General features: G+C 58.8%; 20 protein-coding genes. 9 read left to right on the forward strand and 11 right to left on the reverse strand.

Translation table 11 applies throughout. The annotated features are described in order from the left end of the window. The first annotated feature begins 107 nt into the window (after window positions 1-107). Entirely contained in the window at window positions 108-1,838 is a 1,731-nt protein-coding gene (argS, locus tag FOT55_RS19345; RefSeq protein WP_025303138.1) for an arginine--tRNA ligase, read from the forward strand. Between the two features lie 61 nt (window positions 1,839-1,899). On the opposite strand, the gene murJ is transcribed toward argS, so the two are convergent. The 4 genes from murJ to rimJ form a co-directional block, all read right to left on the reverse strand. Further along, a complete protein-coding gene (gene murJ / locus FOT55_RS19350) occupies window positions 1,900-3,435 on the reverse strand; it encodes a murein biosynthesis integral membrane protein MurJ (protein WP_043143599.1) in 1,536 nt (511 codons plus the stop codon). A gap of 106 nt (window positions 3,436-3,541) precedes the next feature. After that, window positions 3,542-4,462, reverse strand: coding sequence for a Gfo/Idh/MocA family protein (locus tag FOT55_RS19355; RefSeq protein WP_043143598.1), 921 nt, complete (start codon window positions 4,460-4,462; stop codon window positions 3,542-3,544). Next, a complete protein-coding gene (locus FOT55_RS19360; protein ID WP_025303141.1) occupies window positions 4,455-5,102 on the reverse strand; it encodes a YceH family protein in 648 nt (215 codons plus the stop codon). Before FOT55_RS19360 ends, FOT55_RS19355 begins: the two co-directional genes overlap by 8 nt. A 9-nt stretch (window positions 5,103-5,111) precedes the next feature. After that, complete coding sequence (gene rimJ, locus FOT55_RS19365; RefSeq protein WP_025303142.1) at window positions 5,112-5,696, reverse strand: ribosomal protein S5-alanine N-acetyltransferase; 585 nt, start codon at window positions 5,694-5,696, stop codon at window positions 5,112-5,114. A 345-nt stretch (window positions 5,697-6,041) separates the two neighbouring features. Between rimJ and mdtH the strand changes: the two genes are divergently transcribed. The 5 genes from mdtH to FOT55_RS19390 all read left to right on the forward strand — a co-directional run bounded on the left by mdtH (window position 6,042) and on the right by FOT55_RS19390 (window position 10,735). Beyond that, complete coding sequence (gene mdtH, locus FOT55_RS19370) at window positions 6,042-7,247, forward strand: multidrug efflux MFS transporter MdtH (protein WP_043143594.1); 1,206 nt, start codon at window positions 6,042-6,044, stop codon at window positions 7,245-7,247. Between the two features lie 73 nt (window positions 7,248-7,320). Beyond that, window positions 7,321-7,569, forward strand: a complete 249-nt coding sequence (locus tag FOT55_RS19375) for a hypothetical protein (RefSeq protein ID WP_147823895.1) — start codon at window positions 7,321-7,323, stop codon at window positions 7,567-7,569. A 127-nt stretch (window positions 7,570-7,696) separates the two neighbouring features. Beyond that, window positions 7,697-8,344, forward strand: a complete 648-nt coding sequence (gene grxB, locus FOT55_RS19380) for a glutaredoxin 2 (protein ID WP_049295784.1) — start codon at window positions 7,697-7,699, stop codon at window positions 8,342-8,344. 34 nt (window positions 8,345-8,378) lie between these two features. Continuing rightward, window positions 8,379-10,019, forward strand: coding sequence for an ABC1 kinase family protein (locus FOT55_RS19385; protein ID WP_049203944.1), 1,641 nt, complete (start codon window positions 8,379-8,381; stop codon window positions 10,017-10,019). A 152-nt stretch (window positions 10,020-10,171) separates the two neighbouring features. Further along, on the forward strand, window positions 10,172-10,735 hold the full coding sequence (locus FOT55_RS19390) for a lipoprotein (RefSeq protein ID WP_025303147.1): 564 nt from the start codon (window positions 10,172-10,174) through the stop codon (window positions 10,733-10,735). A gap of 56 nt (window positions 10,736-10,791) precedes the next feature. Here the strand turns inward: FOT55_RS19390 and yebF are convergent, their stop codons facing one another. From yebF to cspE, 5 genes are all read right to left on the reverse strand, one after another. Further along, window positions 10,792-11,151 carry a protein YebF gene (gene yebF / locus FOT55_RS19395; RefSeq protein WP_060433258.1) on the reverse strand — a complete coding sequence of 120 codons (360 nt, stop codon included), beginning with the start codon at window positions 11,149-11,151 and terminating at the stop codon, window positions 10,792-10,794. 70 nt (window positions 11,152-11,221) lie between these two features. Then, a complete protein-coding gene (gene yqfB / locus FOT55_RS19400; protein ID WP_004927562.1) occupies window positions 11,222-11,530 on the reverse strand; it encodes a N(4)-acetylcytidine aminohydrolase in 309 nt (102 codons plus the stop codon). 39 nt (window positions 11,531-11,569) lie between these two features. Next, window positions 11,570-11,893 (reverse strand): YebG family protein, encoded by a 324-nt coding sequence (locus tag FOT55_RS19405; protein WP_025303149.1) that lies wholly within the window; start codon window positions 11,891-11,893, stop codon window positions 11,570-11,572. 88 nt (window positions 11,894-11,981) lie between these two features. Further along, on the reverse strand, window positions 11,982-13,364 hold the full coding sequence (gene dbpA / locus FOT55_RS19410; protein ID WP_043143580.1) for an ATP-dependent RNA helicase DbpA: 1,383 nt from the start codon (window positions 13,362-13,364) through the stop codon (window positions 11,982-11,984). 147 nt (window positions 13,365-13,511) lie between these two features. Beyond that, complete coding sequence (gene cspE / locus FOT55_RS19415; protein WP_004927572.1) at window positions 13,512-13,721, reverse strand: transcription antiterminator/RNA stability regulator CspE; 210 nt, start codon at window positions 13,719-13,721, stop codon at window positions 13,512-13,514. Between the two features lie 246 nt (window positions 13,722-13,967). Here cspE and purT point away from each other — a divergent pair, with 246 nt between their 5' ends. Further along, window positions 13,968-15,146, forward strand: a complete 1,179-nt coding sequence (purT, locus tag FOT55_RS19420; protein ID WP_060433260.1) for a formate-dependent phosphoribosylglycinamide formyltransferase — start codon at window positions 13,968-13,970, stop codon at window positions 15,144-15,146. A 34-nt stretch (window positions 15,147-15,180) separates the two neighbouring features. Here the strand turns inward: purT and FOT55_RS19425 are convergent, their stop codons facing one another. Both FOT55_RS19425 and FOT55_RS19430 read right to left on the reverse strand, forming a co-directional pair. Beyond that, a complete protein-coding gene (locus FOT55_RS19425; RefSeq protein WP_025303152.1) occupies window positions 15,181-15,420 on the reverse strand; it encodes a YoaH family protein in 240 nt (79 codons plus the stop codon). 70 nt (window positions 15,421-15,490) lie between these two features. Next, entirely contained in the window at window positions 15,491-16,492 is a 1,002-nt protein-coding gene (locus tag FOT55_RS19430; protein ID WP_049209167.1) for a glycosyltransferase, read from the reverse strand. A 525-nt stretch (window positions 16,493-17,017) separates the two neighbouring features. Here FOT55_RS19430 and pabB point away from each other — a divergent pair. Together pabB and FOT55_RS19440 are read left to right on the forward strand one after the other, a co-directional pair. Then, window positions 17,018-18,391 (forward strand): aminodeoxychorismate synthase component 1, encoded by a 1,374-nt coding sequence (gene pabB, locus FOT55_RS19435; protein WP_147823896.1) that lies wholly within the window; start codon window positions 17,018-17,020, stop codon window positions 18,389-18,391. Further along, window positions 18,388-18,966, forward strand: a complete 579-nt coding sequence (locus FOT55_RS19440) for a CoA pyrophosphatase (protein WP_060433263.1) — start codon at window positions 18,388-18,390, stop codon at window positions 18,964-18,966. The genes pabB and FOT55_RS19440 overlap by 4 nt, the downstream gene beginning before the upstream one ends. Window positions 18,967-19,115: the final 149 nt, after the last annotated feature.

The following is a 19,115-nucleotide window of genomic DNA, read 5'->3' on the forward strand; positions in this document are numbered from 1 at the left end:
ATCGGTTACAATTGCAGGCTGTTTTGTGGAGGTCGCCCGTCGCGCCCGCCACCGTTGAATCCCGCAGGGGCTGGCTTCAGCTCCTCGTTCGTCATTAAGGTAACCCGGTGAATATTCAGGTTCTTCTTTCAGATAAAGTCAGCCAGGCGCTGATCGCCGCTGGTGCGCCAGCCGATTGCGAAGCGCAGGTCCGCCCTTCCGCCAAGGCGCAGTTTGGTGATTACCAGGCCAACGGCGTGATGTCAGTCGCCAAAAAGCTGGGCATGCCGCCCCGTCAGCTGGCGGAAAAAGTGGTGCAACTGCTGGATCTCGGCGATGTCGCCAGTAAAGTGGAAATCGCCGGTCCCGGCTTTATCAACATTTTCCTGAACAGCGACTGGGTCGCCCGCCAGGCCGACCAGGTGCTGAATGCACCGAAACTGGGCATTGCCCCGGTTGAACCGCAAACCATCGTTATCGACTACTCTGCGCCGAACGTGGCGAAAGAGATGCACGTCGGCCATCTGCGCTCCACCATCATCGGCGACGCCGCGGCACGTACCCAGGAGTTTCTGGGCCACAAAGTGATCCGCGCCAACCACGTCGGCGACTGGGGCACCCAGTTCGGCATGCTGATTGCCTACCTGGAAAAAATGCAGAATGAAAACGCCAGCGATATGGGCCTGTCCGATCTCGAACAGTTTTATCGCGAAGCCAAGAAACATTACGACGAAGACGCCGAGTTCGCCGAGCGCGCGCGCGCTTACGTCGTGAAGCTACAGGGCGGCGATCAGTACTGCCTGAAAATGTGGCGCAAGCTGGTCGACATCACCATGGCGCAAAACCAGCTGACCTATAACCGCCTGAACGTCACGCTGACCGAAGACGACGTGATGGGCGAAAGCCTGTATAACGCGATGCTGCCGGGCATCGTCGCCGATCTGAAAGCCAAAGGGCTGGCGGTGGAAAGCGAAGGCGCCACCGTGGTGTTCCTCGACGAATACAAGAACAAGGACGGCGACCCGATGGGCGTCATCATCCAGAAAAAGGATGGCGGCTACCTCTACACCACCACCGATATCGCCTGCGCCAAATATCGCTACGAGACCCTGGGCGCCAACCGCGTGCTGTATTACATCGACTCCCGCCAGCATCAGCACCTGATGCAGGCCTGGACCATCGTGCGCAAAGCCGGTTACGTGCCTGAGTCCGTCTCGCTGGAACACCACATGTTCGGCATGATGCTGGGCAAAGACGGCAAGCCGTTCAAAACCCGCTCAGGCGGCACCGTGAAGCTCTCCGATCTGCTGGATGAGGCCATCGAACGCGCCGAACAGCTGATCGCCGGCAAAAACCCGGACATGCCGGAAGAGGAAATGAAAACCGTGGCCCGCGTGGTCGGCATCGGCGCGGTGAAATACGCCGATCTGTCGAAAAGCCGCACCACCGATTATGTTTTCGACTGGGATAACATGCTGGCCTTCGAAGGCAATACCGCGCCTTATATGCAATATGCCTATACCCGCGTGGCATCGGTATTCAAACGCGCCGGGATCGACGAAAGCAGCCTGACGCTGCCGCTGACACTGACCGAAGAGCGTGAAATTGCACTGGCCACTCGCCTGCTGCAGTTCGAAGAGGTGCTCACTACCGTTGCACGTGAAGGCACGCCGCACGTCATGTGCAGCTACCTGTACGATCTGGCGGGCTTGTTCTCCGGTTTCTACGAGCACTGCCAGATCCTCAACGCCGACAGCGAAGAAGCGCGTCAGAGCCGCCTGAAGCTGGCGCTGCTGACCTCTAAAACGCTGAAAACGGGTCTGGATACGCTCGGCATCGAAACCGTCGAACGTATGTAAACCGCACTGCGCGGAAAGCAAAAAGGTCGCCTTGGCGACCTTTTTTATTCTTGCATTCGGCTCAGGCGACGCGGCGCGCAAAATCACGCGGGCGGAAACCCAACCCGGCCAGCACGCCGAAGTAGGCCACCACGCCGGCCACGACCACCGCCGCCAAGCGCAGCAAACGCTCCAGCATATTGCCCTGATCCCAGGCCGGCATCAGCCACATCACACCAATCAGCACCGCCGACATCACCAGCACGGCGATCACCAGCTTGGTGAGGAACAGTGCCCAACCCGGCTGTGGCTGGAAGATCTTCTGCTTGCGCAGCTGCCAATACAACAACGTGGCGTTCAGGCAGGCCGCCAAACCGATCGACAGCGCCAGACCGGCATGCTTAAGCGGACCAATAAACGCCAGGTTCATCACCTGTGTCATGATGAGCGTGATGATGGCGATCTTGACCGGCGTTTTAATGTCCTGCCGCGAATAGAAGCCTGGCGCCAACACTTTAACCACGATCAGCCCCATCAGCCCTACCGAGTACGCCACCAACGCGCGTTGCGTCATCGCTGCGTCAAAGGCGCTGAACTTGCCGTACTGGAATAACGAGACGGTCAACGGCTTGGCCAAAATACCCAGCGCGATGGCGCTCGGCAACGCCAGCAGGAAGCACAGGCGCAGCCCCCAATCCATCAGGCGCGAATACTCGTCGTGGTTGCCGCTTGAGAAGCTTTTGGCCAACGACGGCAGCAGGATGGTGCCCAACGCCACGCCCAACACGCCGGACGGAAACTCCATCAGGCGGTCAGCGTAGTACATCCAGGACACCGAGCCGGACACCAGGAACGAAGCGAAAATGGTGTTGATGATCAGCGAGATTTGGCTGACCGACACCCCGAGGATCGCTGGCCCCATCTGGCGCATCACGCGCCAGACCCCGGCATCACCCAGTTTGAGGCGCGGCAATACCAGCATGCCGATCTTGCGCAGGTGCGGCAGCTGATAACCCAGCTGCAGCACGCCGCCGACCACCACCGCCCAGGCCAGCGCCAGCACCGGCGGGTGGAAATACGGGGCGGCGAACAGCGCGAAGCCGATCATGCTGACGTTAAGCAACGTGGGGGCAAAGGCCGGGATCGAGAAGCGGTTCCAGGTATTGAGAATAGCCCCCACCAGCGACGCCAGTGAGATCAACAAAATGTAGGGGAACGTGATGCGCAGCAGCGCCGAGGTCAACGCAAATTTGTCGGGCGTGTCGGTAAAGCCCGGCGCAGTAATGTAGATCACCCAGGGCGCGGCCAGCATCCCCAACACCGTCACCACCGCCAGCACCAGCGTCAACAGCCCGGAGACATAGGCGATAAAGGTGCGCGTCGCTTCTTCACCCTGCTGGCTCTTGTATTCGGCCAGGATCGGCACGAAGGCCTGCGAAAACGCGCCTTCGGCAAAGATACGGCGCAGCAGATTAGGGAGTTTGAACGCCACGAAGAAGGCGTCCGTTGCCATGCCGGCCCCGAACACGCGCGCGACGATCGCATCGCGGGCAAAGCCCAACACCCGCGAAAACATCGTCATCGAGCTGACGGCAGCCAAGGATTTGAGTAGGTTCATGTGGTTGTCTGATAGGTACCGTAAATATCAACGCCTGCAACAGCAGGCGTCAGTGAAACAATCGGCTCAGTTTACGCATCCGGAAAAGAATAGCTACCGCCATATGTTACATAGAGTTATCCCGCAGCAAACGCTCGACCACCCGCTGGGCGACCAGCGCCTGTTCGCCGCCGGTTTCCGGCGCGCTCTGGTTGGCGACGGCATCAAGGAAATGCCGTACCGCCCCGTCGAAGCCGCGTTGCACCAGCGTGCTTTGCCAACCCGGCACCGGCTGTTCCAACTCACCCTGTACATCTTCACGCAGCCAGTGGCGCATATCGGTCAACTGATACAGCGCGCCGTCGGTCACCGCCTGCACGCTTTCGCGCTGGCTGCCACCGCGGCGATGCATACTGGTCGTCACCTGCGTGTCGCCGCAGGCGAAGTGGTGCTCGGCGTACAGCATTTCGCCTGCGGCGCTGGCCCGTAAGCTGCCGCTCAACAGTTGCTCGCGTCCGCCCGCCAGCCACAGCGCAGTGTCTACCACGTGCAGGTAATCATCCAATAGGGTAAAACGCAGATCGTGCGGACCGACGCTGTCCGCCCGATGTTTATCCATACGGATAGAGGCCGGCTGGTTCATTTCCAGCTTGAGCTGCCGGTAAAGCGGCGCGAAACGGCGGTTGAACCCCACCATCAGCGTTTTGCCTCGCCGCTCGGCCAACTCGAGCAGCTGCTCGCCCTGCTCCAGCGTTTCCGCCAGCGGCTTATCGACGTAAACGTGCACGCCGCGGTTTAGCAGCTCGCCAATGACCGAAAAATGGCTGGCGGTGCTGCTGTGGACAAATACGGCGTCGCACTGTTCGGCCAGGCTGTCCAGCCGGGAGAAACAGGCCATGCGGTAGCTGTCGCACAGCGGCTGCGCTTTTTGCTGATTGGGCGAAAAACCGCCCACCAGCGTCCAATCCGCCGCTTGGCCGAGGATTGGCAGGTAAGCCTTCTGCGCGATACTGCCCAATCCCACCACGCCTACTCGTAATTTAGTCATTCGCATCCCTCGCCAACAGGTGTTGCAGCTGCCGTTTCAGCTCCGCCACTTCGTTTTCCAATGCGCTGACCCTGGCGCTCAGTTCGCTGTCTTCCTCGGATTCGAACGCCGCCGGCGGCGCTTCATCAATCTGGCCGCTGAACAGATGCATGAACCGGCTTTCGCGCTTGCCCGGCTCACGAGCCAGGCGCACCACGAACGGGCCATCTTCCCGCGTGGCCAGCTGTTGCAGCACCTGCTCGACCTCGCTGACATCGCTGAACTCGTGCATCCGATTGGTGCGGGTGCGTAGCTCGCCCGGTGTTTGCGCACCGCGCAGCAACAAAGTGGCGATCACCGCCAGTTCGGCGGGTGAAAGTTTCAGCTGGCCAAACTCGGAATTGCAAAACCGCTGCTCGTATTTCACTACCCGATTGCCGAATCCGCTGAGGGTGCGCAGGAAATGTTTGCGCAGCAACAGATCGAGGAGTTGCTGCACCTCACTCTCGCTCAGATCCATCACCGGCTCGCGGTTGGTCTTTTGGTTACAGGCCAGGGTAATGGCGTTAAGCGAAAGCGGGTATTGGTCCGGCGTCGTCACCTGTTTTTCCAACAGGCAGCCGATGACCCGGGCCTCTTTGGCGTTCAATTCATATTTCATCGTTTGGCCTCAACGTGGGGGGAGCCACTCTTTATTGGTGTATGCCGTCAAAACGTGGTCTTGCCACTGGCCATCGATCAGCAGGTAATCCTTGGCGTAACCTTCGCGTTCAAATCCCAGACGCGTCAGCAATGCGCCGCTGCGCTGGTTGTGCGGCATATAGTTGGCCATGATGCGGTGCATGCGCTGTTGGCGCAGCATATAGCGGATGGCGGACTGCAAGGCTTCGAACATCAGCCCTTGCCCCTGCCATTTCTCCCCCAGCGAATAGCCGAGGAAACAGGCGTGAAACGAACCGCGCAACACGTTACTGAAGTTCGCCACACCGCGGACTTCCTGCTCTTCCGGATCGAGCAGGATAAAATAGTAGGCGCTGCCCTGCTTTTGCATTTCAGCGATCATCCCCAGGCGCGCCTGCCAGCCGGACGGATAACAGTGGCTTTCATCGCGCACCGGCTCCCAGGGTTTGAGAAAGGTCCGGTTCTCGGCATAATAGTCCGCCAGACGATAGGCGTCCCGTTCATGCACTAAACGGACCACCATCCGGTCGGTAGTAAGACGTACTTTTGGCGATGCAGAGCGGTAGCCGAACATCATTTCCCCCGCAGTCAAAACGGTTCGATAAGAAGTATTTATTGGGAAGCCGCATGGTTAATTATCCGGCGCCGATCTAATGCCATGACTTTATTTAGCCAATAGCGCCTCAGAACCGCACTTCCCTGCATTCAATATAACCGTAGCCCGCCCCCGAGGTAAAATCCCGGTCGCTCAGTAAATCGCCGAATACGCGTTTTACGGCGTTTTTCCGCCCATTTTGCAGCGCAGGTAACACCTTGACGATAAAAAAATATTATCTACTCCGCCCCTGTCGCCGTCTGGCAATTGGGTAGAGAATGGTGGGGTTGCCTTCCCCTCTCTCTTAATTGCTCATGGTGATGCATGTCTCTGGTGTCGCAAGCGCGCAGCTTGGGTAAATATTTTCTGTTGCTCGACAACCTGCTGGTGGTTTTAGGCTTCTTTGTCGTGTTCCCGCTTATTTCGATCCGCTTTGTCGATCAATTAGGGTGGGCGGCGCTGATCGTCGGCATCGCGCTGGGTTTGCGTCAGCTGCTGCAACAAGGGCTCGGCATCTTTGGCGGCGCCATCGCCGATCGCTTCGGCGCCAAGCCGATGATCGTCACCGGCATGCTGCTGCGCGCCGCCGGTTTCGCTACCATGGCGATGGCGGATGAGCCTTGGATCCTGTGGTTCTCCTGCGCGCTGTCCGCCCTCGGCGGCACGTTATTCGATCCGCCGCGCACCGCTTTGGTAATCAAGTTGACCCGCCCGCATGAACGCGGCCGTTTTTTCTCGCTGCTGATGATGCAGGACAGCGCGGGGGCGGTGGTCGGCGCGCTGATCGGCAGTTGGCTGCTGCAGTACGATTTCCACTTTGTCTGCTGGGTTGGGGCGGCGATCTTCGTGCTCGCCGCTGGCTGGAACGCTTGGCTACTGCCGGCTTACCGCATCTCTACCGTGCGTATACCGATGAAGGAAGGCATGTTGCGGGTACTGCGCGATCGCCGCTTCCTCACCTATGTCCTGACGCTGACCGGTTACTATATGCTGGCGGTACAGGTGATGCTGATGCTGCCGATCGTGGTCAACGAAATCGCCGGTTCACCGGCGGCAGTAAAATGGATGTATGCGATTGAAGCGGCGCTGTCATTGTCGCTGCTCTATCCGTTGGCGCGTTGGGGAGAAAAACACTTCCGGCTTGAGCAGCGCCTGATGGCGGGCCTGTTGCTAATGACGCTCAGCCTGCTGCCGATTGGCCTCGCCACCACCCTGCAGGGGGTGTTCACACTGATCTGCTGCTTCTATCTGGGATCGATTATCGCCGAGCCGGCGCGCGAAACGCTAAGCGCTTCGCTGGCGGATCCGCGTGCACGCGGCAGCTATATGGGCTTCAGTCGCCTTGGCCTGGCGCTGGGTGGCGCGTTGGGTTACACCGGCGGCGGCTGGATGTACGATACCGGACGCACGATGAACATGCCGGAGCTGCCCTGGTTGCTGCTTGGGGCAGTAGGCTTCGCTACGCTGCTGGCGCTGTACTGGCAGTTCAGCCCACGACGCAGCGCCCCGATGATGCTGCGCGGCGGATAACGCCATAGAAATCCGGCCGAATCGGCAACAGCTGCTATCCTGTTAGTAAAAACACCCACAGGAGCCCGTCGGCATGAGCGAAGAAGCAAAATTACCGCAACTACTCGAACATATGATACTGAACTTGCGCATGATTTATGCGCGTTCCACCCTGCTGGAAAAAGCACTGGCCCACATCCTCGCCAGCGACGCCGGCCTGAAGGACGATATTATCAAGCAGCTGCAGGTCGTCACCGCCGCCAACGAACGTGACAGAATCGACCTCGAAGAAGCTCGCATTCACCTGATCGATGTGCTCAACTCGGTACCGACCAAGAAATAACGCCCTCTAGCCCGTGCCGGTGCGCGGGCAATATCGCAATAACGCACCATCCAACACACGCACGTCAAGACAGCCTCGATAAGCTGTGGTAACTATTGCTGTTAAAACCTGACAACCCGGAGCAAGCATGAAACTGTTCATTTACGATCATTGCCCATTCTGCGTTAAAGCCCGCATGATTTTCGGCCTGAAACGTTTGCCGATTCGCCTGGTCACGTTGCTCAACGACGATGAGACGACCCCGTTCAACCTGATCGGCAAAAAAATGGTGCCGATTCTGATTAAAGACAACGGTGAAGCGATGCCGGAAAGCCTGGATATCGTACGCTATGTCGATGGGTTGGACGGCAAGCCGGTCCTGACCGGCCGCACCAACCCGGCTATCGCCGAATGGCTGCAGCGGGTCGGCGGTTACAGCGCAAAATTGCTGCTGCCGCGTATTGCGCACGCCGATTTCGAAGAGTTTGCCACCGCCAGTGCGCGCCAGTACTTTATCGATAAAAAACAGGCGTCAATCGGAGATTTCGCCGAACATCTCGCCAACAGCGCCGATCTGATCGCCCAGTTGGAGGCCGATCTGCAAACCCTGTCACCGCTGATCGTCTCCGCTGACGCGGTGAACGGCGAGCTGTCCGAGGACGACATTCACCTGTTCCCGCTGCTACGTTCGTTGTCGATCGTCGCCGGGGTTGCGCTGCCGGATAACGTGGAAGCCTACCGCAACCGCATGGCGCAGCGCAGCGAGGTGCCGTTGCTACTGGATATGGAACAATAACGTTCGAGAGTCACAAAAAGGACATGGCGTACTGATGTTGAAAATGGTGCTCGCCACCGCTCGCGATCGGGCGCGGCTGAAGGAAATTACCTCCGTTCTGATTCGTTATGGTCTGCAAGACGTTCTGCGCTTGCTGGGCCTGGGGGCATTGCTGCGCGGTGTCCGCGGCGAGCCCGCCCTGCAGGACGCACAGACCCTACCTGAACGGCTGCGGGAGGCGCTCGAGGCGCTGGGCCCCACCTTCGTCAAATTCGGTCAGATCCTGGCCACGCGTTCTGACCTCCTGGATCCGGCCTGGACCGACGAACTGGATCGCCTGCACAGCCAAGCGGCGGTATTGCCATGGGAGACACTGGCGCCGCAGATCGTTGCCGATCTGGGGGGCGAGCCCGAGCACCTGTTTGCCGAGTTCGATCGCACGCCGCTGGCGGCAGCGTCGATGGCGCAAATTTACCGCGCCCGCTTGCACAGTGGCGAACAGGTGGTGGTGAAAGTGCTGCGGCCCGGCCTGGCGAAAACCATCCACGCCGATCTGCGGCTGCTGGCCTCGCTGGCGGAAACCGTGGAGCAGCAGAGCCCCACGCTGGCACGCTATCGGCCGCGGCAGATGGTCCGAGCGCTGGCGACGGCGCTCAATCACGAGCTGGATTTAACTCACGAAGGGCATAACTGCGATCGCGTCGCCAAGATGTTTGCACGAGAACCCGACGTGGTCGTGCCGAAAATCTATTGGCAATGGTCGTCTCCGCGTCTGTTAGTGCAGGAATACTTGCCCGGTACCGCGCCGGAGAACCCTCAGCAATTGGCGGCGGCAGGCTTTGACGGCCCGCTGCTGGCGCAACGCGGCGCCCGCGCCTTTATGAGCATGGTGCTGGAGCATCGGCTGTATCACGCCGATCCCCACCCCGGCAACGTCATGGCGCTGAGCGGTGACCGCGTCGGTTTTATCGACTTCGGTATGGTGGGCCAGCTGTCCGAGCGGCGGCGCAACCAGTTGCTCCTGCTGCTGCAGGCCATCGCCGATCGCCAATCCGAAGGCATCGTTAACACGCTGATCGCCTGGTCGGACAGCGAACCGTTGGACCTGATGGATCTGGAGTTGGCGGCGCAAAACTTTCTCGACAAACAGGCCGCCGCCACCCTGACGCTGGGCAAAGCCTTGACCGACCTGCTGGTGATGGCGCGTGAACACCAGCTGGCGTTGCCGCCCGACCTGGTCCTGCTGTTCAAGGCATTAATCACCGCCGACGGCGTGCTGCATCGGTTGGATCCGGCCTTCGACATCGTCGCCACGCTCAAGCCGATGTTGCAACAAACGGTGCTGCAGCGCTATGCCCCCGACGCCGTGCGCCAGCGGTTGTTGGCCCTGGGCGGGGAAGCGCTCGACGCCGGAGAGGAGCTGCCGCAAACCCTGCGGTTGTTGGTACGTCGCCTGAAGCGGGGGCAGCTCAATGCCGAGATCAACGTCAAGAACCTCGGCCAATTGAGCAAAGCGCTGGAACGCGCCGCCGTCACGCTGGCTATCGCCATCGTCACCGCCGCTTTTGCTCTGGGCCTGGCGCCTTATCTGATGCATTCGTCGCTGCGGCTGTGGGGCATCCCGCTGTTCCCGCTGTTGGGGAGCGCGGCCTGCGTGGCCGGCGTAATTCTCTTGGCGCTACGATTGCGGCGCTGATGCTTTCGGCGTTATCCGATAGGTCTCACCCGCTTTTGCGCGCACTATCCTTTGCACATCGCCGCCTGTCGTTTTCACGCGCAGGCGGAACGTTTATAATGATTAATCAATTATCTGCAGCACTTTTCGCCAGCAGTCGCAATGAGGCATTAATGAAGAAGATCCTGATGGGCGCAGCCGCCCTGCTGTTCGCCGGCGTATTGGCCGGTTGCAATCAACTGACCCAGTACACCCTGAGCGAGCAGGAAGTGAATGATTACCTGCAGAAACACAACGACTATCAGAAGCAGATCGGCGTGCCCGGCTTGGTGGACGCCAATATCGTGCTGACTCAGCTGCAAAGCCAAATCGGCCGCAGCGAACCGGGTAAAGTTACCCTTTCCGGCGACGCCAAGGTCAATATCACGTCGATTCTCGGCCCGCAGACCGCGGATCTGAAGCTGACGCTGAAGGCGCAGCCGGTTTACGACCGGGCGCAGGGCGCCATTTTCCTGAAGGACATGGAGCTGACTGATTACAGCGTGCAGCCGGAAAAAATGCAGACGGTAATGAAAGCGCTGACGCCGTATCTTAACCAGTCACTGAAGTCTTACTTCGACCAAAAGCCGGCTTATGTGCTAAATCCTGACAACAGCAAAACCGAAGCGCTGGCGAAAAAACTGGCGAAGGGGTTGGAAGTGAAGCCGGGTGAGTTGGTGATCCCGTTCAGCGACTGACCTCGTCTTGATGCATCAAGCCCGCCACCAGGCGGGCTTTTTATTGCAAAACAGTATTACTGCGGCGCGCTGTAGGCGATTTCGCCGGTGTTGCAGTTGAGCGTCACGTTGTAGGTTTTATCTGCCTTGGTGCCACGCACCGTCAACGGTACCTGCCACACCTGATCCTTGCCGGTGATGGCATCCGGGCTCACCCAGGCGATCGGGGTTGCGGTGCCCAGCAGTTTTTTGTCCGCCTCCCAACGCGTGATGCGGTTCTGCAAGAAGTCGCGCTTGACCTGGGCGGCGATATCCGCCGGCTGCAGGCCTGCACACTGCCCCACCTTGGCGGTGCGTTGCTCGTGATCCTGCGCCCACACCGCGGTTGATGCTCCCATCATGGCCAACAAGGCGATAGCCAAACCCATTTTTTTCATATGTCCTCCCGTTGTGATTAGCGCTATCCGGGCGCCCATCCCTGGCTCACAACAGGGTTTCGGCAAAGAGTTACCGTTTGACGAACTCGATGACAAACAGCGCATCCAGGCCCGGATAGATTTCCTTGATCACCTGCTTCAGTTCGCCGAGCGACATGTTTTCCTGCTGTGCGTGGCGTTCGGTCAGCGCATCCAGGCGCACCGGCGTTACCGACAGCACTTCGATAAAACAGAAAAAGACGCCGTCTTCATTGCGGCTTACGCGCAATACCTCGCCCGGTTCGAAGTGCGACTCACTGGCATCCCGAATGGTGATGGTTTTACGCCCGGCCAGAATGTCTTGCTCAAAGCGGCTGAAGAAAGTTATTTCACGGCTCATTTTAGATCCTTTTTCATCACAACACCGCAACATAAGTCATTATGCTGCTTGCTTTTCTGACGCAGATCCCTCTTTTGGGTTAGATGTCGCTTTTTTCGCTTTGCTTTCCGCCGGTTTTTTGAGGGTTTCCGCCGGCGAAGCGCCACGCAAAATCAGACCCAGCGCGTCCTTATTCTCCGCCAGGAAGAAGCTCAAGCCTTCGCGCTGTTCGTCATCCAGAGTCAGCGGTGCCTGCTGCAGCCACTCCCCGAGATTGTCCGCCAGATCCAGCATTTTGTCGTAGGCGTCGGCTTCTTTCTTGCTCGCGAAAGTCATTTTTTCCTCACCGTTTCTCACCACCACATATTTAACTTCAACCGCCATGCGTGCGTCCTCAAAAACTCAAATTACTGTAATTATGTACAGTATAAATAGATCGTGGCGGGAAGGCAAACCGCCGCCCGCCTTCGGCTTATTTCAGCAGCCGCACCTTGCAGCTTTTGCCTTTGATTTTGCCCTGCTGCAACTGTTGCAGCGCCTTGCGCGCGCTGGCTTTGCGGATTGCGACATAGGCATGCACTGGGAACATGTCAATCTTGCCCACTTCCGCCGCCGTCAGCCCGGCATCACCGGTCAGCGCCCCGAGAATATCGCCGGGACGGATCTTCGCCTTGCGGCCGCCGTCGATGCACAGCGTCACCATCTCCGCCTCCAGCGAGCCGTTGGCCGCCCCGCTCAGCTCGGACACCGGCGACCAGTCGACGCTCATCTGCAGATAGTCTTCAATCGCGTGCGCACGCGCCATTTCCTGCGGCGTGCACAGGCTGATCGCCAACCCGCTCATGCCGGCGCGGCCGGTACGGCCAATACGGTGCACATGCACTTCGGGATCGAACGCCAGTTCGTAGTTGACCACCAGCTCCAGCTCTTTAATATCCAGCCCGCGTGCGGCAACGTCGGTCGCCACCAATACTCGGCAACTGCGGTTGGCGAAACGCACCAACACCTGGTCGCGGTCGCGCTGTTCCAGATCGCCATGCAGCGCCAGCGCGCTGATGCCGCGGGCCTCCAGGGCCTCAAGCACCGTCTGACAATCGCGTTTGGTATTGCAGAACACCACGCAGGACGCGGGTTGATGATAGCGAATAGCCGACACCAGGAGCGCCGGGCGCTGATCGCGCGTAGTCTCATAAAAGCGTTGTTCGATGGAGGCCTGCGCTTCTCCATCGTCCACCTCGACGCTCAGCGGCTGGCGTTGAACGCGCGCGCTGATGCGCTCGATGCCTGCCGGGTACGTGGCGGAAAACAGCAGCGTCTGACGTTGCGGCGGCGTATAGCTGATCACATCGTCGATGTCGTCGGCGAACCCCATGTCCAGCATGCGATCGGCCTCATCCAGCACCAGCACCTTCAGCTCGTCCAGCTGCAGCGTTTTCTTGCGCAGGTGTTCCTGGATACGGCCCGGCGTCCCCACCACGATGTGCGGCGCATGCACTAGCGAATCGAGCTGCGGCCCCATCGGCTGACCGCCGCACAGCGTCAGGATCTTGATGTTTTGCGTGAAACGCGCCAGGCGGCGCAGCTCTTTGCTCACCTGATCGGCCAGCTCGCGGGTGGGACAGAGCACCAGCGCCTGCGTGGCGACCTGACCGACGACGATACTGTTCAGCAGACCAATGCCGAAGGCCGCCGTTTTACCGCTGCCGGTTTTCGCCTTGGCGCGCACGTCCCGCCCTTGCAGGATGGCGGGCAATGCGGCGGCCTGTACCGGCGTCATTTCGGCGTACCCCAGTTCGTTGAGGTTGGCCAACTGTTCGGCTGGCAGCGGCAGGGAAGAAAAAGAAACTGTGCTCACGGCGATAACTCTTATATGACGAATGGAATGGCGGCGCGCCCGCAGGTTGGCGCCGAATCAGGGGTAAATGATAACAGAGATGGGCGGCGTTACGGGGTGCGGGCATAAAAAAACCCGCCGGCGGCGGGTTTCTTGGCAACGCAGTCGTTAAATCGCAACGACGTTGGCTGCAGCAGGGCCACGTTGGCTGTCCTGGATGGAGAATTCAACCTGCTGGCCTTCAGCCAGGGTTTTGAACCCATCGCTAACGATAGCGGAAAAATGAACGAAAACGTCTTTAGAACCGTCGGCAGGCGTGATGAAGCCGAAACCTTTGCTTTCGTTGAACCATTTAACGTGACCAGTGATCTTGCTCATTTGTGTTTCCTTTACTTGATAAACCTGCCTTAACGGCACGAGACGCGAAAACCCTGTGATATGTAGGCCTTCTTTCGCCGTCGGTTATTAACGCATAATCGCTCATGCAGGGCAAATATTTCTGTTTGTTATAAAAACAGTCAGTTAGCAACAAACTTGGCGCAGCGGCTGTGAACGCAATCGTTTTCGTATATACTGCCCGCCGATCATCAATCCGCTTACTTTCACCGATCCAGGTACGACACTATGTTAACGATTGGAACCGCCCTGCGCCCTTCCGCCACCCGCGTTATGTTGCTCGGCTCCGGGGAGCTGGGTAAAGAAGTCGCCATTGAATGCCAGCGCCTCGGTCTGGAAGTGATCGCCGTCGATCGCTATCCCGACGCCCCCGCCATGCATATGGCGCACCGCAGCCACGTCATCAATATGCTGGATGGTGACGCGCTGAAAGCCGTTATCGAACAAGAGCGGCCTGACTATATCGTTCCCGAAATCGAAGCGATCGCCACTGCCATGCTGGTCGAGCTTGAACGCCAGGGCCACCGCGTGGTGCCCTGTGCCGAAGCCACCCGCCTGACGATGAACCGTGAAGGCATCCGCCGTCTGGCGGCGGAAGAGCTCGCTCTGCCCACCTCAAGCTACCGCTTTGCCGACAGTGAAATCGCCTTCCGGCAGGCGGTCGAACACATCGGCTACCCGTGCATCGTCAAACCGGTGATGAGCTCCTCCGGCAAAGGCCAAAGCCTGATCCGCACGCCCGAACAGCTGCAAAGCGCCTGGGATTACGCCCAACAGGGTGGTCGTGCCGGTGGTGGCCGGGTGATCGTCGAAGGGCTGGTAAGATTTGATTTTGAAATTACGCTGCTGACCATCAGCGCCGTGGACGGCGTGCATTTCTGCGAGCCGATCGGGCACCGTCAGGAAGACGGAGATTATCGCGAATCCTGGCAGCCTCAGCGTATGTCGGCTACGGCGCTGAGCCGTGCTCAGGCTATCGCGGAGAAGGTGGTGAAAGCCCTGGGTGGCTTCGGCCTGTTCGGCGTGGAGCTGTTCGTCTGCGGCGACGACGTGATCTTCAGCGAAGTGTCGCCACGCCCGCACGATACCGGCATGGTCACAATGATTTCACAGGATCTGTCTGAGTTCGCCCTGCACGTGCGCGCGTTTCTCGGTTTGCCGATCGGCGCTATCCGCCAGTTCGGCCCTTCCGCTTCGGCGGTGATCCTGCCACAGCTCACCAGCACCGATGTGCGCTTCAGCGGATTGGAAAACGCGCTGCGCGGGCACAACCAGCTGCGTCTGTTCGGCAAGCCGGAAATCGCCGGCCAGCGCCGCCTGGGCGTAGCGCTGGCGACGGCGGACACCACGGAACAGGCGGTGGAACAAGCGAAACAGGCCGCCACCGCAGTGGTGGTCAACGGTTGACACTCACGGGGCCGCTTGCGCGGCCCCGATAACATCAATAGTCTTCGTCTTCTTCAGCATCGTCATCCCGCGACGCCTCCGGTGCGGCATCCTGCTGCTCGTCTTCGTCATCGAACAGCACCGCAACCTGAGCGCCCTGATGCTGCTCACGAATTTCCTGCGCAACGCGAGCAATGGCCTCACCGCTGCTCATGCCCTGTTCCATCAGCTGATGGATGCGATCCGCCGCTTCCTGCTGCTCCGCGTGGCTCAGTAATGGCATACCTGCATGCATGTGTCGTTCTCTCCGGCAAAAGGGAGAGCGAGTATACGCGCTAACGCGGCGGATCCCAACGTCTTGTGGCTCAGGCCGGTTGCGAACAGCCGTTATCGCTGCGCCACTGCTTCAGGCGATGCCGCCACAGCATGACATGCCATCCCTGCTTCAGGCCGCGCGTATTGGCGAACATCGCTCTGTCGATGCCGCGCTGATAGAACTCTTCGGTAATCTGACTCTGGGCGGCCGGATCCGGCTCACGACGGATACTGTGACAAATGCCCAACGCCTCACGGGTGATTTGCCAATGGAAAGCGGGACGAATGGCGACAGTGCCCGCATAGCGCCGGTTGAGCCGCTCCAGCATTTCGACGATTTTCATATAGTGACGCTGATACTCTACGTTCGCTTTGCCGGTGCGACGACGGTTACTGATCGACTTGTCGTGCACCCGTTGCCGGTACAGCGGCGTGCTTAAATATTTGACCCGTTTGGCATTAAACATGACTTCCGTCGTCCAGGGAATATCCTGGTGATGCAACCCCGGCTCAAAATAAAGCCGATGCTGGCGAATAAAATCGAGGCGATATATTGCCAGCCATACAACATGAATAAACTTTCGCGACTTCAATGCACGTTCGAACCACTGAACGCCAGTGATAACGTCGGTAGTGCGTAAACGCGCCTCGGGAAAAATCGGCTGTAATTCGTCTTGGCTGGTAAAATAGCGTTCACCATTACATTGCATCACGTCTAATTGGTGTCGTTCTGCCTGTTCCAACAGCGTGGAATACATCTCGGGCGCCAATAAATCGTCGGCGTCCGGAAACGCCACATATTTACCTCGGGCAACGGCGAGCCCGGCATTACGTGCATTAGAAACGCCGGCATTGGCTTGATCGATCACGCGAATATGCGGATGCACCGCCGCGTAACGGTGCGCGATCTCTCCCGAACCGTCGGTGGAACCATCGTTGACGATGATCACCTCCAACCGTTGCTCGCGCTGGGCCAGCAGCGAGACCAGGAACGGCTCCAATAACTCCCCCGCATTGTGCATCGGGACGATGACGCTCAGCATTAACGACATAGGTAGCTCTTCACTAATAATGTAACAAAATGATAATTTTATTTTTTTAAAAAATAGAAACCGCTTCAGCGCACGAGCGAAATAAAACGCGAACCTTCACATTTCCGCCGCAGGCTAAATAAGATTAATCTTGTTTGTCTTTTCATGCTTTCGACAAGAAAAGCGTTCCACAACAAGGGATAACTTTCACAAGACGGCCACCATGAAAAAACACAGGCAAAACCGTTTCGCATCGCCAGCTTAATAACAGCAAGCAACAATAAAAGTATGAAATTAACGAACCTTTTTTATATTTCTCGGGTCTTGCGCCCTCGATGAATAAACGTCCAGTGCATTTGACGTTAAATTTTTAACATATCGAAGTATAATCAATGGCGCAAAAAATGCCTTATCTCAGGTTTATTGAACTGCCGTTTATGTGAACTGTGCTCCATGTCGCGCGTGGCAAAACATGCATGACGTGACCGTCTATGGCACACTAGCCGCCAGATATCGCCGTCCTCACAGCCAGGTTTATTGACGTTCATGAGCGTAACCGCCCCAAACATAAAATCTTTGCCCTACAGCCGCAGTGCCCTGATGACGCTTTTCGCCCCGATTTCAACCCACCCGTGGGCGATGCTGCTGCATTCGGGCTTCGCCGACCATTCGCATAACCGCTTCGACATCCTGGTCGCGCAGCCGTGCGTTACGCTCACCACCCAGGGCGCCAGCACGAAAATAGAAAGTGACGGCGTCACTATCCAGTCAAAGGAAGATCCATTCTCCCTGCTGCAGCAACACCTGGTGGCGCAAGGTTGGCAACCGGCGTTTAACCCGGATCTGCCATTTCAGGGCGGCGCACTGGGGCTGTTCGGCTACGATCTCGGGCGGCGGGTGGAAAGCTTGCCGCAGTTGGCCGCAGCCGACCTCGCCTTGCCGGACATGGCGGTGGGCATTTATGACTGGGCGCTGATCGCCGATCACCGTCTGCAAACCCTGACGCTGCTCAGCTATGGCGACGTGGAACAGCGCTGGTGCTGGCTCAATAGCCAAACCGCGCCGACAGAACGCCCTTTCACGCTGCTGAGCGACTGGCGCGCCAATATGAGCCGGCGGCAATACGGCGAGAAATTCCAACGTATTCAGCGCTACCTGCGCAGCGGTGACTGTTACCAAATTAATCTGGCGCAACGGTTCTCCGCCGACTATCAGGGAGATGAGTGGCAGGCTTTCTGTCGATTGAGCGCCTGCAACCGCGCGCCGTTCTCGGCCTTCCTGCGCCTGCCGCACAACAGCGTACTGAGCGTCTCTCCCGAGCGCTTCCTGTGGCTGGAGCAGCAGCGCATCCAAACCCGCCCGATCAAGGGCACGCTGCCGCGGCTGGCGGACGCGGAACAGGACGCCGTTCAGGCTCGCCGTTTGGCCGATTCCCCCAAGGATCGCGCTGAAAATCTGATGATCGTCGATCTGCTGCGCAACGATATCGGCCGCGTCGCCCAGCCTGGCAGCGTACGGGTGCCGGAACTGTTTGCCGTGGAGCCGTTTCCCGCCGTGCATCACCTGGTGAGCACTATCACCGCAACCCTGCCGGAACAGACCTCGGCGGCCGAACTGCTGCGCGCCTGCTTCCCCGGCGGCTCGATCACCGGCGCGCCCAAGGTGCGGGCGATGGAAATCATCGAAGAGCTGGAGCCGCAGCGCCGCAATGCCTATTGCGGCAGTATCGGTTACCTAAGCGCCTGCGGCACCATGGACACCAATATCACCATCCGCACGCTCGTCACCGAAAACGGCCGCATCCACTGCTCCGCCGGTGGCGGCATCGTGGCGGACAGCCAGGAGCAGGCGGAATACCAGGAGACCTTCGACAAGGTTGTCCGTATTCTGCCGCAGCTTGGGGAGTGCGCCCTGTCGTGATCCCATCGAACACACCAGCCTCACTGCACGCCTTTATCAGCCGTTTTCAACTGCAGCTGCCCCAGGCGGCGCAGATCTCGCACAATGTGCGCCCGGCGGCGGTGCTGATCCCGATCGTCTGCCGTGCTGAGCCCACCCTGCTATTGACCCGCCGTGCCGATTCGCTGCGCAAACATGCCGGCCAGGTGGCCTTCCCCGGCGGCAAAACCGATGCCGAAGACGGGTCGGCGATCGTCACGGCGCTGCGAGAAGCGCAGGAAGAAGTGGCGATACCACCGCAGGCGGTGACCGTCCTCGGCCAAATGGCGCCGCTCGACAGCAGCACCGGATTTCAGGTCACGCCCATCGTCGGCCTGGTCTCGCCGGATGTGCAGTTCCACGCCAATGAGGGTGAAGTGGCGGACGTGTTCGAGGTGCCCTTGAGGGAAGCGCTGACCCTGTCACGTTACTATCCGCTGGATATTCATCGCGCCGGCCATACGCACCGCATTTACCTCTCCTGGTATCACAGCCAGTTTATCTGGGGGCTGACCGCAGCCATCATTCGGCGTCTGGCGCAGCAGGTCAGTATTTAGCCCATATTACGTGATCTGACTCGCAATCTGGCATGGCCGACGGCCTCCGCTGCCGGTAAAGCGATCGAAATCACTTCATTTGAACGCTTTTTCAACTACCGTTCCGGTCGAATGGTTTTAAAAAAACTGTAAACCCTCTCTTAAACCTT

The organism is Serratia bockelmannii, from assembly GCF_008011855.1.
GTDB lineage: Bacteria > Pseudomonadota > Gammaproteobacteria > Enterobacterales > Enterobacteriaceae > Serratia > Serratia bockelmannii.

Coding starts and splice junctions, on each gene's coding strand:
- murJ (WP_043143599.1), bottom strand. CDS start 3,435: ATGAACCTACTCAAATCCTTGGCTGCCGTCAGCTCGATGACGATGTTT.
- FOT55_RS19355 (WP_043143598.1), bottom strand. CDS start 4,462: ATGACTAAATTACGAGTAGGCGTGGTGGGATTGGGCAGTATCGCGCAG.
- FOT55_RS19360 (WP_025303141.1), bottom strand. CDS start 5,102: ATGAAATATGAATTGAACGCCAAAGAGGCCCGGGTCATCGGCTGCCTG.
- rimJ (WP_025303142.1), bottom strand. CDS start 5,696: ATGTTCGGCTACCGCTCTGCATCGCCAAAAGTACGTCTTACTACCGAC.
- mdtH (WP_043143594.1), top strand. CDS start 6,042: ATGTCTCTGGTGTCGCAAGCGCGCAGCTTGGGTAAATATTTTCTGTTG.
- FOT55_RS19375 (WP_147823895.1), top strand. CDS start 7,321: ATGAGCGAAGAAGCAAAATTACCGCAACTACTCGAACATATGATACTG.
- grxB (WP_049295784.1), top strand. CDS start 7,697: ATGAAACTGTTCATTTACGATCATTGCCCATTCTGCGTTAAAGCCCGC.
- FOT55_RS19385 (WP_049203944.1), top strand. CDS start 8,379: ATGTTGAAAATGGTGCTCGCCACCGCTCGCGATCGGGCGCGGCTGAAG.
- FOT55_RS19390 (WP_025303147.1), top strand. CDS start 10,172: ATGAAGAAGATCCTGATGGGCGCAGCCGCCCTGCTGTTCGCCGGCGTA.
- yebF (WP_060433258.1), bottom strand. CDS start 11,151: ATGAAAAAAATGGGTTTGGCTATCGCCTTGTTGGCCATGATGGGAGCA.
- yqfB (WP_004927562.1), bottom strand. CDS start 11,530: ATGAGCCGTGAAATAACTTTCTTCAGCCGCTTTGAGCAAGACATTCTG.
- FOT55_RS19405 (WP_025303149.1), bottom strand. CDS start 11,893: ATGGCGGTTGAAGTTAAATATGTGGTGGTGAGAAACGGTGAGGAAAAA.
- cspE (WP_004927572.1), bottom strand. CDS start 13,721: ATGAGCAAGATCACTGGTCACGTTAAATGGTTCAACGAAAGCAAAGGT.
- purT (WP_060433260.1), top strand. CDS start 13,968: ATGTTAACGATTGGAACCGCCCTGCGCCCTTCCGCCACCCGCGTTATG.
- FOT55_RS19425 (WP_025303152.1), bottom strand. CDS start 15,420: ATGCATGCAGGTATGCCATTACTGAGCCACGCGGAGCAGCAGGAAGCG.
- FOT55_RS19430 (WP_049209167.1), bottom strand. CDS start 16,492: ATGTCGTTAATGCTGAGCGTCATCGTCCCGATGCACAATGCGGGGGAG.
- pabB (WP_147823896.1), top strand. CDS start 17,018: ATGAGCGTAACCGCCCCAAACATAAAATCTTTGCCCTACAGCCGCAGT.